Source organism: Runella salmonicolor (assembly GCF_024158025.1).
Classification (GTDB): Bacteria; Bacteroidota; Bacteroidia; order Cytophagales; family Spirosomataceae; genus Runella; species Runella salmonicolor.
In genome coordinates this window covers 148,967-163,441 of record NZ_JAMZEL010000002.1, presented here as the reverse complement: position 1 = coordinate 163,441, position 14,475 = coordinate 148,967, and the positions used below count along the sequence as shown (strand labels likewise).

Sequence of the window (14,475 nt, the reverse complement as noted above, 5' to 3'; positions counted from 1 at the left end):
TCAATTCATTCACAAAAATCTCTAAATAAAGGCCGATGATTTCCGTGTTTAGGAAATTGCCGCTTATCTTCATCCCGCAATGCATTATGGCAACATCATGTAATTTAACCTAAACGTGTTTAGACCCCGCTTTTTTTCACCTGCTGAGTGGCGCTATCATCTGTTGATGATGCCCTTGCTGTTTACCATCGGCAATTATTTTTTCATCGGAATGGATTATTTCCGTTCTCTTGATACGTTTATCGCGGGTACGGTCGTGATTTGTGGGCTTTATTGGTTTTCAATTGTGTTGCTGACCATTGCCATTCGAAAAGTGCTCGCCATTGTTCCCGAACAGTTTATTCTTAGGCGCATCCTTATCATGATGGGTGTAGTAGGTGCGCTGACGGGACTATTGGCCATTTTTGATGTGTGGGTGTATAGCGTAGTCCCGCGTCTTTCCATTCCTTTCAGTTGGGCCAAAGTAAAACCGATTTGGATATTGGGAGCCGTATTTGACGTTTTTATCTGCGCGGCCCTGAATTTGTTTTACGCGGAGTCTTGTCGAAGAAAAAAGGCTGAAGCCACTCGCCCAAACTCGCCGCCCCTCAACTCGTCTTCAAAAATAGACGACCGCTTGGTGCTTACTTATCAGGGATGGTGGTCGGGAGTGAGTCCGCTAGAATGGGGATTTCATGGTTTGGTCTTGTTGATGTTGGTTCCGTTGACCAATTACCTGATTATCGGGCCAAATTATCTGTCCGACCCATTGCTACTCAGCCTTGGCTCCGCGTTGGTCGTGATGCTATACATACCCTGCGCTGTATTATTGACGTTGTCGGTTCGGCTGGCTATTCGTACATTTCCTCTTCTTCGTCAAACCCTTTTTCGGGTATTGTTAATGCTTTTCTTGACGGTAACGGTTTCTTCCACGGCGGTAGTATGCTCGTTGTGGGTCATTAGTGAAATCGACATATTTGGCGTTACATTTTCCATCATGACGGCCAAAGCGTTCATCCTGTTGGGGTTATGTTTTGATTTTTTGCTTTGCCTCACCCACGGTTATTTCTACGCTTTATCCATGTGGCAACAAGAACAGGTCGAAAAAGAGACCCTCAAAAATGAAGCACTCCAAAGACGCTACGACACGCTGAAGGGGCAGGTAAATCCGCATTTTTTATTTAACAGCCTTACCTCTCTTTCCTCCTTGATTCAGGAGGATGTAAAACAGGCCGAAAAGTTTGTGGATGAACTGGCCAAAGTCTACCGGTATTTGCTCCAAACCCACCAAAATCCACTCACCACGCTCGAAAAAGAAATCAATTTTATCAATTCGTACGTCTTTTTACTCAAAATACGCTACGGAAATGGCATTTCAGTCACCATTGATGTCGACAATAACGAAAAATCGGGTTATTTGCCGCCCCTTACCTTGCAAATGCTGCTTGAAAATGCCATGAAAAACAACACAATTTCGGCCAAAAAACCACTGAATATACTCATTCAAAGCACCGAAGAAGGCCAATTAATGATTCAGCACACGATTCAAAAACGAATGGTCAGCATTGCAGACCCGCAAGCCGAATTAACCAACCTAATGGGCAAATATACCTTCTTGACGGTAGAGCCCGTTTCCATATTTGACAACGGAACAACTTTTACGGTACTCCTCCCCTTGTTGCCCAATTTGACCGTCAGCGAAGATAAATGAAGTTATCATTGAAGCATATTCCCCTGCCTGGTTTTCGCATCCGCCAACAGACCAAACTGCATTTTTTGTTGTTGTTTTCGTGGTTTATTCCATTACTTACCTTTTGGATGGTTGGCCCCGACTATCTCAACAAACCCTTTGTTTTCATTGCAGCTACCAGCCTTAACTTAAGCATTGCGGCGACCTGTCTCATTACCCTCGATTATTTTACGCAGCAAATCATTCAACGGTACCCCGACCTCAACCAGACAAAAAAACGGGCAGGATGGTTACTACTTACCTTTATGATTGTCACTCCCATATTCATTCTGGGGGGCATTTTCTTGTACGATTATTTTCATCTGTTTGGCTATAATCACAATCCTCGCATCACTATACAAATTTTTATTCTGAATATCGGGGCAAACCTCCTCTCGGTGGGAATCGACGAAACGGTATATTCGATCAATAAATGGCGAGAAAACGCGCTTGAAAAAGAGAAACTGCAACAAGAAAACCTACAAAGCCGATTTGATAGCCTCAAAAGTCAGGTCAATCCGCATTTTCTCTTCAACAGCTTGAATTCGCTTTCGTCGTTGATTGCCGATGAACCCGCACAGGCCGAGATTTTTGTGGACGAAATGGCCAAAGTATACCGCTATTTACTGCAAACAAATTCGCAGGGGGACCTGACTAGTTTGACTCATGAACTCAAATTCATTGAATCTTATTTTCACCTGCTCAAAACCCGCTACCGAAACGGGATTCATTTGGAGGTTAATATTCCAGAATCTTTTTATTCCTGTCAAATCCCGCCTCTTACCTTACAAATACTGGTCGAAAATGCGGTAAAGCACAACGTCATTGTGGCAAGCCGTCCTTTGCATTTGGAGATAACAGGACTTGACGGTCATTTGTTGCAAGTTCGAAATAACCTCCAACGCAAAAATACCCGCGTAGCATCTAATCAAATCGGCCTGTCAAACATCATGGCCAAATATCAATTATTAACCCAATCAAAACCCGTTATTACTGACCATGATGGGTTTTTCACTGTTGTATTACCCCTAATTGTTGCGACGAAACATGAACGTATTAATCGTTGAAGACGAAGAATTGGCCGTCAAAAAACTGCAAAAACTCATTGCCGAGGCCGACGCATCACTCACCGTAGTGGGCATCACGGCAAGTATTGAAGAATCGGTCGATTGGCTAGAAAACCACCCCGCCCCCGATCTGATTTTTATGGACATCGAATTGGCCGACGGACAAAGTTTTGAAATTTTTGAACAGGTCAATGTACAGAGTACCGTCATTTTTACCACCTCCTACGATGAATACGCTTTGCAGGCCTTTAAGGTCAATAGCATTGATTATCTGCTAAAACCGATACAAAAGGAAGATTTACAGCGGAGCCTGAAAAAATTGCGTGATTTGCGCGGAAACCAACCGACTGAGGGCGTGCCGTTTAGCATCGAAAAATTAATCAAAGAATTGCAGTTGCAACAGCAGCCCGTTGAGTTTCGGAAACGATTTCTGGTACGACAAGGCCAAAGATTGTTGTCCATCGAAACGTCAGAAATTGCGTATTTCTTTACCGATGAGCGCTTTAGCTTCTTCAAAACGCACAACAATCAAAAATTTCTGGTTGAATATACCCTCGACGAATTGGCGGGAAACCTTGACCCACACCAATTCTTTCGGATAAGCCGGAGCGTCATTGTTACGCACCAAGCCGTCGAACAGATTCAGCCTTATTTCGGCAATCGTTTGTCCCTGAATTTACACCCAACCTTCGAGAAAGAAGCCATTGTTAGTCGGGAAAAGGTGAGTGATTTTAAAAAATGGATGGGTAAATAAAATGCCCTTAATTGACATTTTTTCCTGCTTTATGAGGGCAAAGTTCGTCGGTGCAATGCCCATAAAATACAAGTGAATGTTGTAAAACTTGCGTTTGAAACCAGTCACCAACGGTATTTTCGATGGAACCCATGCGCGGGTCACAAAATTCTTTCACGCAGTGACAGTCCAAACAAACTACGTGGTCGTGTTGCCGACTGCCGAGCGTGCGTTCATAATGCGACGCGGGCGAATTGCCAAATTGGTGTTTTTTAATCAGACCCGCTTCCGCAAACAGTTCAAGCGTGTTGTAAACGGTTGCCATGCTGAGGTGAAATCCTTTTTCCAGCAGGATTTCACGCAGTTGGTTGGCGTCAAAATGATGATGGTCGTGGTGCGAATATATTTCTTCCAATATCGTATACCGTTCTTGGGTACGGCGGAAGCCTTTCAACTCCAGAAACTGGTCCAGTCGCAACGTAGCTGCTCGAAGGTGTGAAGTGTGCATAATCTATAAATAAGAATAGCGGGTGCATCTATGTCACAAATTTACTTTTATTTAGATTAATTACAAACAATAGAAAAGAAATCTTTAATTCAAACGCAAAGAACGTCGGCGAGGTTTGGAACCTCGCCGACGTTGTAAATGAAAGATACATTCCAAAACCAAAACGCCCAATTATTCTACTCTTCCCCCCCCGCTAAGCAGCTACTTACTTTTCTTACCCTTGTTGAGAGGGTCTTTTTTTCAAATCTTTAAAAGATAAAATGTGTTATTTTATAAGAAAAAAGGCTATTTTTAAATTACAATACAATATTAATATAGACTTTTTATCTATTCTTATTCATATAATTAGTTTTTATGTCTTCTAATATTTTCTTCCCTTATTTTTGCCAAAGTTCTTTCATTATAATTGCCGTTTGGAGGTTTCTGACTTACTTTTTAAAGTGTCAGAATTAAAAAGGAATCGTGTGTAAATCACGAGCTGACGTGCAACCGTAAGCAGCACCTTAGAGCGCTGCGAGCCGAGACACTCGCCCCCAAACGTTTTGACCCATGCTTTCACGACCTAAAGCAGTAGTCAAGCAAAAGGGAAGGACAATAAGTTACCCAAAATTTATTGTTTCAATCAACTCCTTTTAAGCAAATGCTAAAAAACAACCTTGGCTACCCCCGCATTGGTAGCCAGCGCGAGCTCAAAAAAGCCTGTGAATCCTACTGGACAGGCAAAATCTCCCAACAGGAATTGCTGGCTGTGGGTGCATCCCTGCGCCGTCAGCATTGGGAACTGCAACGAACGACGGGTATCGATTTGATTCCTTCCAACGATTTTTCGTTGTACGACCATGTGCTGGATCTGAGCCTTACACTCGATGCCGTACCCGAGCGCTATCAGGCCGTCTTATCGGCTCATCCCCAAAACAACGCCCTCGACATGTATTTTGCCATGGCACGCGGATACCAGAAAGATGGACTCGACATCAAAGCCATGGAAATGACCAAATGGTTTGATACCAATTATCACTACATCGTTCCAGAATTTACCAAAAATCAATCCTTTCGTCTCGCATCTAACAAGATTTTCAATGAATTTGAGGAGGCCTTGCAATTAGGTATTTTGACCAAGCCCGTTTTGTTAGGACCCGTTTCATATCTGTTGGTGGGCAAAGAAAAAGAGGAAGGCTTTCATCGGTTAGACCTGCTCCCCCAGCTGCTCCCCGTTTATTGTCAAATACTCGAACGGCTCCACGCCGCTGGTGCCGAGTGGGTTCAGTTTGACGAGCCTTGTCTAGCGCTGGATTTGACGTACAAAGAAAAGGATGCATTACGATTGGCCTATGGAACCATTCGGGCCCAATTTCCAACCCTAAAAACGCTGCTAACCACTTATTTTGACGGCTTACGCGACAACATCCTGACCGCTTCTCATCTATCCGTCTGTGCATTACACGTTGATTTGGTTCGTTTTCCGAGCCAATTTGACGACCTATTGATTGCCCTGAAAGAGCCCATGTCGCTGTCGCTAGGAATCATCGATGGGCGTAATGTTTGGAAAAATGACTATGCTAAGTCGTTGCAATTCATCCAAAAAGCCGTGGCAAAACTGGGCCCAGACCGGGTCATGATTGCCCCTTCATGTTCGTTATTGCATTGCCCGTCAGACTTAGCATTGGAAAAAGACCTGCCCCAAGAAATCAAAAACTGGCTGGCCTTTGCCAAACAAAAATTGCAGGAAATAACTGATTTATACGACATTGCTGTAAATGACAACCTGAATGCATTGGCAGAGAATCAAGCAGCGCTTATGAGCCGTAGAACTTCGCCGTTGATTCATAAACAACACGTAAAAAAACGAGTGACGGAGCTTAAAGAGAAAGATACCCAGCGCAAAAGCCCTTTTGAGGTACGACAAAACAAGCAAAAGTCCCTGCTGAATCTTCCACTTTTTCCTACAACCACCATTGGGTCTTTTCCGCAAACGGAAGATGTGCGTCAACTTCGAGCAAAGTATAAAAAAGGGGAACTGACACCCAAACAATACGAAGCAGCCATTGAAGAACACATTCAAAAAGCGGTAATGTGGCAGGAAGAACTAGGATTGGACGTTTTGGTTCACGGTGAGTTTGAACGTAACGATATGGTAGAATATTTCGGAGAACAACTCGAAGGCTATGTTTTTACCCAAAACGGCTGGGTACAGAGCTACGGCTCACGCTGCGTAAAACCACCGATTCTTTACGGCGACATTGAACGTCTACAACCTATGACGGTTCGTTGGACGGTCTACGCGCAGTCACTTACCCAAAAATACATGAAAGGTATGCTGACGGGCCCGATTACGATATTACAGTGGTCGTTTGTACGCGATGACCAGCCCCGCAGCGATACCATGATGCAGTTAGCGCTGGCTATTCGGGACGAAGTAGCTGATTTGGAAAAAGCGGGCATCAAAATCATTCAAATCGACGAAGCCGCCATCCGAGAGGGATTACCACTTCGTAAAAGTGACCGCAAAGCATACCTCGACCACGCCGTGCAAGCGTTTCGTTTGTCGGCGGCGGCAGTGCGGGACGAAACCCAGATTCACACCCACATGTGTTATTCGGAATTCAGTGATATTATTGAAAATATTGCGGCCATGGATGCCGACGTAATCACGATTGAAACATCCCGCTCGCAGATGGAGCTGTTGGATGACTTTGCTGGTTTTAATTATCCCAACGAAATCGGGCCTGGCGTGTACGACATTCACAGCCCCCGCGTGCCCACGGTGGAAGAAATGGTTGGATTGTTGAAAAAAGCATTGACGGTACTCCCCGCCACAAACCTGTGGGTCAACCCAGACTGCGGCCTAAAAACCCGTAAATGGCCCGAAACCGAAGCCGCTCTCAAAAATATGGTGGAGGCAGCTGGCAGAATACGTAGGTTGGTAGAACAGGAATCTTATTCGTAATGATTACTTTTCATTGGCAAAGTTGAAGGCTTTGCCAATGAAAAGTTCACCCATCGCCCCTTATTGAAAAAAATCAATTCAAATTTCGCTCCAATTCCAACGCCATCGGCACCAAGACGTGGTCTTCAATGATGGCGTGTTTGCGCAGTTCCATCTCAAACAACTCAACCTGATTGAGAAAAATTTTATACGGCAACGGCAGCGCCTGATTGCCCGAATAGCGCTTAATCAAGGTACTTACTTGTTCTAATTCATCTTCAATGCACGCGTGCGCCTCCATAAAACCACAAATACTGAAGTCGGGATTTGAGGCCAATTTCAGCGTGTTTTGTACCCCCTTGGAGGCCTTGATTAACAGCTGAATGTACGGGAATAAATCTTTCTCTTCAAAGCGAATATGGTCAATTAATTTTGCTTTATAATTATTAAAAAAGTAGGCCAAACTCGCCAATAATTGATAACTCTCGCTGTACTTACTGAAAATATCCACCAACGACTGTTCGATTTCGGGCAGCTTTTTCATAAGATAATACCGATGCGTTGCCTGTAAATACGTCAAAATTTCCTCAAGCGAAAACTTATACATCTTTTCAAATGGAAAGCCCTCTGAATTAGTATACAAATCCTGAATGAGTTCCACTAATTCAGGATCCATATCCATCGTTTGGTGCAGCTCTCCCGCCACCATACCAGGTTGATTCGAAGGTTTTACTTCAAACCGTTCTAATACAAGCTGATGTACCTTTTCAGAATCGATAAACTCGTTTATTGCGGTCATTATTTTGGGGTTTGAGTTTAAGCAAATTTAAGAAAAAACAACCCAAAAAGTATAATTATATCAATATTTTTTTTAATTTTTCTTTACCCCCTTCCAAATTGGCCACAATCGTCTATTTTACCCCTATTAATTGCTAATTATTTGATAACCATTGGCTTTACTATGTTTCAACATATAATTTTTTCCTACTCACTCACAAAAGAACAACCTCATACCGCTTTAGTCAACCATTATCCTAGGGATATTTTTTAACCAAACTCTTACCCATATACGCTACGTACTTAAAAGTTGAAATACAAAAAACCCAGTGAACTGGCAGAAACACCAATTCACTGGGCCGGTTGAAGAAATCCTAAAGGCGAACGGTGCTAACTTTGATTGTATTCAATTTGTTGGCCTGCTTCACTTCATAAGCAACAATGGCCTCATTGTCGGTCACCAAAACGCTCGCATTGGTTCCGTTTTCGGAGTTTTCAACCCAACGTGTTTCAGAAACATTGTTGGGGCTAATTTTCCGAAGTCCAATCAACGTAACCCCTTCTTCACTTTTTTCTTTGACTTGTTCCCACACCACCACCGACGCATTGGGGGCGGTCACGAGGTACGAATTTTTGGCCGTTGGGTTATCCAAAACAAACAGGCGTTTCCCTTCGTTGGTCACCACGCGCAAACCAGACGAATTGGTGGCGGTTCCCGAAAACCAAGAAATCAGGACACTTTCGCCAAAAACACTGGAACTCGCTCCGCTGTGCGGGCAACCTTTCAGTTGCCATTGGTCGTTGAAAAGAATTTGCGATTTTGAAAAAGTAGCGCCATTATCGGCTGAGGTCATTTTGGCAATGTCCCGAATATCGTTGTTATTGTCACGGTAATAAACGTTCAGAATGCCTTTTGAATCAACCAACAAACTGATATTGCAGCAATCGCACACCACGGGGTCAATGAGTTTTTCTTCCTGAAAAACACCATTTTTTGTAATCACCATCCGCAAATCTCGCTCTTCGTGTTTGGTGCTGTTTTTTACATCTTTCAGATAAGCCACCGCAATTTCGTCATTTGGCAATACCACGGCGTCGAAAAAACCTCTCACCAAAGGCGTTGGGTCACTGTCGACCGAAACTGGCGCTGTCCAAGTATTTCCTCCATCTTTTGAAACGGTGTATCTAATTTGCGACTCTCTCTTGGGTCGGCCGCCACTCGCAGGAGCTGCTGCGGGTTTATCATGGTTTGCGTGGCCGCCTTCGTGGGCCGTTGGAGCGGGTTTTTGCTCTCTAGGCGGCGTAGCTGCTCCCGAACGGAAAGAAAAAACCGCCGCCATCGTTCCATCTTTTTTGAACAACAATTTCGGACGAGCCAATCGGCCATTGCCCAAACCAGCATCGGCAAAAATCAATTTCTTGTCAGAAAACGTTTTTCCACCGTCTTTCGACACCGATAAGTAAAGATAAACCACGTTTTTATCGTCTTTCTCGGTCCAGTAAAGCACCGCCTCGCCTTTGTTATTTTTGGCGAGCGTTGGCAAAGCGTAGGCACGACTTTCGTCGGCAAAAAGCGGATTATTAGCCCCTGAAGGGACGTTACCCGCAAGCAGGAACATAGTGAAAACTAAAAAAAAGAGACTTTTCATTTTGTATATGTAGTGATGAATTAAACGCTAAAAAGCTTTTCGTTTGGACTCAGGTGGCCGACAAATGTAGTGTCTATTTATAATTATTCCAAATAAATTCAAGGCCACCTTATTAAACTATCTGAACGGTTTAATCAGAAGATACCGATGTAGTGATTACCTGCTTTGTTGACAAGCTTTGCTCCTTTTGTCACCGCTCCCGTTTTTTTGTTAAAGATGTAGATGTTTCCGTCTTTGCCAACGGGCGTAACGGCCACAAAAACTTCATCACCGCTCACCAAAATACCCTGGTATTGTCCAAAATTCAAATCAGCATCGTATTCAATATTGACTTTGGTGGCCGTTTTGGCATTCAAGTCCAAGCGAGCGATGTAGCCTTGCTCGGTGCCATCGTGGGTATAAAGCGCATAAGCGATACCGTCACCCGCATATTTCCAACTATCAACGTATGCGTTTTTAACGCCCAGCGCGGCATCTAAACTAAAGATGTACGAGTTATCGTACTCGTTGTTGGTATTAATTTTGAGGATGTGCGAACCTTTGCTGTCACGCTGAGTAGCTTGGTAGATATTTCCATCTTCTGCCACAAAAGCATTAGGACTACGGTAGCCGCTGTTGTCGCCAAAACTTACCGTTGAAGTAATGACTTTCGGGTTTTCGAGTGACGGATAATCCACAACAACCGATTTGGTCCCTAAGCGGTCAAAAGTACTTTCAGTAAGGCCCGTAGCAGGGTTGTACTTACGCATCCATGTGCCGAGAATGAGTTTATTTTGTGCTTTGTTGAGTAATGGAGCATCGAAACGAAAAAAACAGTGGCCTTTTAATTCTTCTTCGGCCAATAAAGGAACTTGGTATTGTTTATACCCATTTATCAACACTTTTTGCAGGTCAAGTGATAGCACAGTTGCTGTACCTCGATAATATTGAAACGGCTTGGTTTTATCGGTAGCGTTGTTGGCGGCAATGTTTGCAATATTTAATGCAACCCCCGTTTTATCTCCATCCATCAATTTTGACCAACGGGGCGTTGTGGTAGCATATTGAGAAATATTTACCGTAACGTCTTCTTGTACAAAACTTCCTGCTCCACCTACTTTGTAGCGGGCAAATTCTCCTCCATTATCTCCCGAATAAGCAATATTGAAAAGCGTATTTCCATCTTCCGAAGATTGTAAACGAGCAGTTCTGGTAGATTTTACGGGAAAACCTTGATCATAAACGCTTATTGACACATTCGGGTTTCTTGCATCTTCTTTACTCACCGAATACACGACCGTGCCGCCGTTTCCATCGCCTGCGGTGGTTCCCATCAAGGCACCCGCCACCGTAATCCATCGACTTTGGTTGGTTACGGGGTCAACATCATCGGCCGAATCCGATTTATCACAACTCGCCAAGGTAAATGCCGTAATAACTGTGGTATAGCGTAAAAAATTTGTTAACTGAGTTTTCATTGGATTTTGATATGGATTGGTTATTAAAAATGATTGATTAAATAGTTGATTTTCAGATAAAAAGCGCGACCAGGCTTCTGAACGGCAAAGTTGTCGTACGCCTGACGATCAAAGAAGTTTTTGGCATCGGCGGTAATGACAAACTTATTATTAGGAAAGGCGTAGCTCAAACCAATGTCCTGAATGTACTGGCGTGGGGTTCGGAAGTCTTCAATTTCTAGCCACGAAGTATAAAACCGCTCGACAAAATGGAAACTGTAATACAGATTCAACGCGGAATTTTTCAGGAACAGGTTTTTAAGCGTGTACTGAACATTGCCGTTGGCGGTCCAGTAAGGTTCGTTGGGAAGCTGCTTATTGAAGTAGGGATATTCTCGCCCGTTTTCGTCGAATTGAACATTGAAAACTGAGTTGAATTTTGACATATTTACCCCCACAATCAGCTTATTATCAAACGTATAGCGAAAATCTGACTCAAAACCGATGGATTTGTTTTTCCCAATGTTTTCGTAAGGATTGGTTTGCAGGGCATCATTCACCCTTGGGTTGATTCTTTGGGTTATTTTGTCGCGTGTGTCACGAATAAAGCCCGAAACAGTGAACGAATATTTGTGTTTTCCCGCGTAAAAAGTGCCCGCATTCAGCCCGACATTTAGATTATTGCTCACCTCAGGACGAATCCCAAAGTTTTCTACGATATTTTCTCCTGGGCTTCCAAATACCTCATTTTCAGAAGGCAAACGCACCGCTTTTTCGGCGGAAGCCAAAAGGGTATATTGGGGCGTAATCGCGTACGATAAAGCCATCCCGTATCCTTTGGCGGTTTTATGGCTATTGGTTCGGTTTTCAGTACGCGTGCTTTGGCCATCCACCATTCGCAGCACAGGGTCCATGCGGTCGATTCCCTGCCCATAGTACTTATAAAAGAGATTGTTTTTCAACTTTGCTTTGAAAGCCTGCAACTCATAAGCCACAGAAGTGATGTTTTTTTCCAGATTACGGGTCCCGATAAACTCCCGCTCGATTTCAGAACGCATAAAATCCTGTTCCCTTCGGTCAATGGCATAATAGATGTGGTTCACCACAAAACGATGATTTTGAGTAACTTCGTAATTAAAACCCGCTCGGAATGTGCTCACATTTCTGTTGATGTGATTTAGGGTTGGGGCTGCTTGCTGAGCGCCCGTTGGCCTCAAAATAGGGTCGCCGTTGAGGCCAACGCTTATTTGACCGTACCAATTATAATTCCACTTGACCGTATCGCTCACCACCTGACCGCGTTTGCTGTACATTCCGTTTACGTTGAATTCCAGCCCTTTAACTAGGAAATTTTTCTTGACATAATTTAGGCTGAATACATTGGATTGCGACTCACTGGTGCGGCCTTTGTAAGGAATTGACATATAGGTACCATGCTGGATTTCTTTGTAGTCATTTGAGCCATTATAGCCAATCAAAAACTGGTCAGCCCACTTAACATTGGTAAATCCCGCCTGTAATTGTCCACCCGTTGAGCGGTAAGCGTCGTCAAATCTTCGGGCCCTAACGTACTCGTAGCGGCCATTCGGAAGAATATTTCTGACGAATTTGCCCCACACCTCGTAGTCATTGTCTGAATAGTTGTGAAAGGCCGACGCCCTCACCGTAAAACCCGTTTTTTCGTCACGGTAAGTACCGTTGAAATTGGTTTGGAAGGTGTTGAATGACCCATACGAAACAGCGGCCGTTAGGTTGTTCATTGACCCTTTTTTGAGAATAACATTGATGGCTCCCCCCAGGGCGTCGTCGGCCAAATGGGCAGGAATAACGCCCTTGTACACTTCGATTCGCTCAATAAGCGCGGGCGGAATGCTATTTAGGCTAAAAGACTCCCCGTAAGTCGAAATCGAAATGCCGTCAATAAAAACCCGAACTGAGTTGCCCGACATCCCGTTTAGGTTGTAATTTACGGCCGAACCCAGCCCGCCATTTTGACGCACTCTGATACCTACGGTTCGGTCTAGCAACTCATTGGTTTGGAAATTGCGTTGCGCCACTTCTTTGGTTTCGATGACGTTGACGGCAAATCCCTTGGTTTCAATCTCCTTTTTCTCCGATTTCTGAATAACTAGAACTTCATTCAAATCAACGTTTTTGGGTTTGACAACGATGGATACGTCAATCTGTGGCTTATTGACGTTCACTTTTATCCTTTGGGTCTCAATCTCAACCGATGAAACAATAAGCTCGTCTTGCCCAAAGGGTACGTTTTTTAACACAAAAAATCCATTGTGATCGGCAATGATGGTTTTATTGCTTTGGGTCAACTTTATGCCAGCGTAGCTTACGCCGCCGTTTTCTTTGGAGTACACCTTACCTCTGATGGTAGCTGTTTGTCCCCACCCACTGAGATAAATCAGCGTAAATAATATGGTAATAGAAACGATTCTCATGCCTCCTATTTGGTCAACACCGGTTTTGTTGCAGTTCTGTCAGTTGTGTTCAGTACTTTATTTGAGTCGCTTTGAATACGGCGGCCATTTCCACTACGGCCGTTTCCACGGCGGCCCCACCAAATGTAAAATCCCGTGATGGGCAAACTCGCCGCAATCAGGCTGACAAAAAAAGCGAGTACTTTGCCCGCCAATCCACCGATGGCCCCCACATGAATATCGTAGTTCATCCGAAAAGTTTTATCGGCCAACGTCGCGTCTTTGAAGCGTCCGTAAATGTGATTGACGGGCAACTCCTGCAATGAGTATTGGTCAAAATAGCGATAATCCGTTTTCCAAAAGGTGCCTTCTTCTTCGTTGATATTCACCGCAATAGAAGAGGAATCTGTTTCAGGAATGTGCACTTCCAAGGTCTTGGCGTTGGGGTGTTCTTGTTGCATTTGATGCCAAATCCGATCAATGGCGGGGGCTGGAGAAGAAGGCAAAATGGGTTGGGTGATGGCGGAAATAGGCTCCTCAAAAAGCAGTGATTTATCTCCTCCCAGCCTAGTATAAACCGAACTCGCAAACCACTGAAACCCCCATACCAAGCCCGTTGCGGCCAAAATAAGGATGAAAAAAGCCCCATAAAAACCCAAAATGTTGTGCAAATCGTAGTTTTTACGCTTCCACTGCATTCCTTCTCTCCACCGAAACCAAACGCGTTGTTTGGCCGCTGCTCGGTTTTTGGGCCACCACAGCATAATCCCCGAAATAAGCATCACCACAAAGGCCAGCGTGAAATACGCCACTACGGGTTGGCCAATATTGGGAGGTAACCACAGATAAAAATGCCCCTGCAACACAATCCGAAAAAAGTCTGCATCCATATCTTTGACTTTCAGCACTTTCCCCGTATAAGGATCGAGGTACACGATGTAATAATACGACGGGTCGAAGTGAAAAAATATGGCTTGAGCGGCTTTGGCATTGCCCGAATACATGATGGCATGAAGATGCTTGTGGGGCAACTGTCGGGTGGCTATCTCCTTCAAAACAGAAGGAGATAACTGAACAGAAGCCCTCGGCTCAACGTATCGGAAGGACTCGGTCGCATTCAGAATTTCTTCCTGAAAAGCGTACAAACATCCCGTAAAGCTGATGATAAACACCACAATCCCCGACGCCAACCCAAGCCACAGGTGCAGCAGTCCAATGATTTTTTTGAACTTCATGGTT

The 14,475-nt window shown here is 44.2% G+C and carries 10 protein-coding genes and 1 riboswitch; of the genes, 4 read left to right on the top strand and 6 right to left on the bottom strand.

What is annotated here, in order from left to right; all coding sequences use genetic code 11:
• The first annotated feature begins 115 nt into the window (after positions 1–115).
• From NCI00_RS29495 to NCI00_RS06475, 3 genes are read left to right on the top strand one after another with little or no spacing between them, the layout of a single operon-like run.
• A complete protein-coding gene (locus NCI00_RS29495) occupies positions 116–1,690 on the top strand; it encodes a sensor histidine kinase (protein WP_253526164.1) in 1,575 nt (524 codons plus the stop codon).
• The gene (locus NCI00_RS06480; RefSeq protein ID WP_253526163.1) at positions 1,687–2,775 is read left to right on the top strand and encodes a sensor histidine kinase; all 1,089 of its coding nucleotides are present in this window, start codon (positions 1,687–1,689) and stop codon (positions 2,773–2,775) included. Before NCI00_RS29495 ends, NCI00_RS06480 begins: the two co-directional genes overlap by 4 nt.
• Positions 2,756–3,529, top strand: coding sequence for a LytR/AlgR family response regulator transcription factor (locus NCI00_RS06475; RefSeq protein ID WP_253526162.1), 774 nt, complete (start codon positions 2,756–2,758; stop codon positions 3,527–3,529). The genes NCI00_RS06480 and NCI00_RS06475 overlap by 20 nt, the downstream gene beginning before the upstream one ends.
• A 7-nt stretch (positions 3,530–3,536) precedes the next feature.
• On the opposite strand, the gene NCI00_RS06470 is transcribed toward NCI00_RS06475, so the two are convergent.
• Entirely contained in the window at positions 3,537–4,016 is a 480-nt protein-coding gene (locus NCI00_RS06470; protein WP_114065789.1) for a Fur family transcriptional regulator, read from the bottom strand.
• A gap of 400 nt (positions 4,017–4,416) precedes the next feature.
• Positions 4,417–4,565, top strand: a riboswitch (cobalamin riboswitch).
• Between the two features lie 91 nt (positions 4,566–4,656).
• Here NCI00_RS06470 and metE point away from each other — a divergent pair.
• Positions 4,657–6,963 (top strand): 5-methyltetrahydropteroyltriglutamate--homocysteine S-methyltransferase, encoded by a 2,307-nt coding sequence (metE, locus tag NCI00_RS06465; RefSeq protein ID WP_253526161.1) that lies wholly within the window; start codon positions 4,657–4,659, stop codon positions 6,961–6,963.
• Between the two features lie 73 nt (positions 6,964–7,036).
• Here metE and NCI00_RS06460 read toward each other — a convergent pair whose 3' ends face one another.
• The 5 genes from NCI00_RS06460 to NCI00_RS06440 form a co-directional block, all read right to left on the bottom strand.
• The gene (locus tag NCI00_RS06460) at positions 7,037–7,741 is read right to left on the bottom strand and encodes a hemerythrin domain-containing protein (protein WP_253526160.1); all 705 of its coding nucleotides are present in this window, start codon (positions 7,739–7,741) and stop codon (positions 7,037–7,039) included.
• A gap of 352 nt (positions 7,742–8,093) precedes the next feature.
• Positions 8,094–9,368, bottom strand: a complete 1,275-nt coding sequence (locus tag NCI00_RS06455; RefSeq protein WP_253526158.1) for a sialidase family protein — start codon at positions 9,366–9,368, stop codon at positions 8,094–8,096.
• A gap of 134 nt (positions 9,369–9,502) precedes the next feature.
• Positions 9,503–10,825, bottom strand: a complete 1,323-nt coding sequence (locus tag NCI00_RS06450; RefSeq protein WP_253526157.1) for a DUF4374 domain-containing protein — start codon at positions 10,823–10,825, stop codon at positions 9,503–9,505.
• Positions 10,826–10,848: 23 nt separating this feature from the next.
• Complete coding sequence (locus NCI00_RS06445; protein WP_253526156.1) at positions 10,849–13,257, bottom strand: TonB-dependent receptor; 2,409 nt, start codon at positions 13,255–13,257, stop codon at positions 10,849–10,851.
• Positions 13,258–13,262: 5 nt separating this feature from the next.
• The gene (locus NCI00_RS06440; protein WP_253526155.1) at positions 13,263–14,471 is read right to left on the bottom strand and encodes a PepSY-associated TM helix domain-containing protein; all 1,209 of its coding nucleotides are present in this window, start codon (positions 14,469–14,471) and stop codon (positions 13,263–13,265) included.
• Between the last annotated feature and the right edge of the window lie 4 nt (positions 14,472–14,475).

Bases quoted from the DNA above. Each gene is read 5' to 3' on its own strand.
- NCI00_RS06460 (WP_253526160.1), bottom strand. From the start codon at position 7,741: ATGACCGCAATAAACGAGTTTATCGATTCTGAAAAGGTACATCAGCTT.
- NCI00_RS06450 (WP_253526157.1), bottom strand. From the start codon at position 10,825: ATGAAAACTCAGTTAACAAATTTTTTACGCTATACCACAGTTATTACG.
- NCI00_RS06475 (WP_253526162.1), top strand. From the start codon at position 2,756: ATGAACGTATTAATCGTTGAAGACGAAGAATTGGCCGTCAAAAAACTG.
- NCI00_RS06440 (WP_253526155.1), bottom strand. From the start codon at position 14,471: ATGAAGTTCAAAAAAATCATTGGACTGCTGCACCTGTGGCTTGGGTTG.
- NCI00_RS06455 (WP_253526158.1), bottom strand. From the start codon at position 9,368: ATGAAAAGTCTCTTTTTTTTAGTTTTCACTATGTTCCTGCTTGCGGGT.
- NCI00_RS06470 (WP_114065789.1), bottom strand. From the start codon at position 4,016: ATGCACACTTCACACCTTCGAGCAGCTACGTTGCGACTGGACCAGTTT.
- NCI00_RS06480 (WP_253526163.1), top strand. From the start codon at position 1,687: ATGAAGTTATCATTGAAGCATATTCCCCTGCCTGGTTTTCGCATCCGC.
- NCI00_RS06445 (WP_253526156.1), bottom strand. From the start codon at position 13,257: ATGAGAATCGTTTCTATTACCATATTATTTACGCTGATTTATCTCAGT.
- metE (WP_253526161.1), top strand. From the start codon at position 4,657: ATGCTAAAAAACAACCTTGGCTACCCCCGCATTGGTAGCCAGCGCGAG.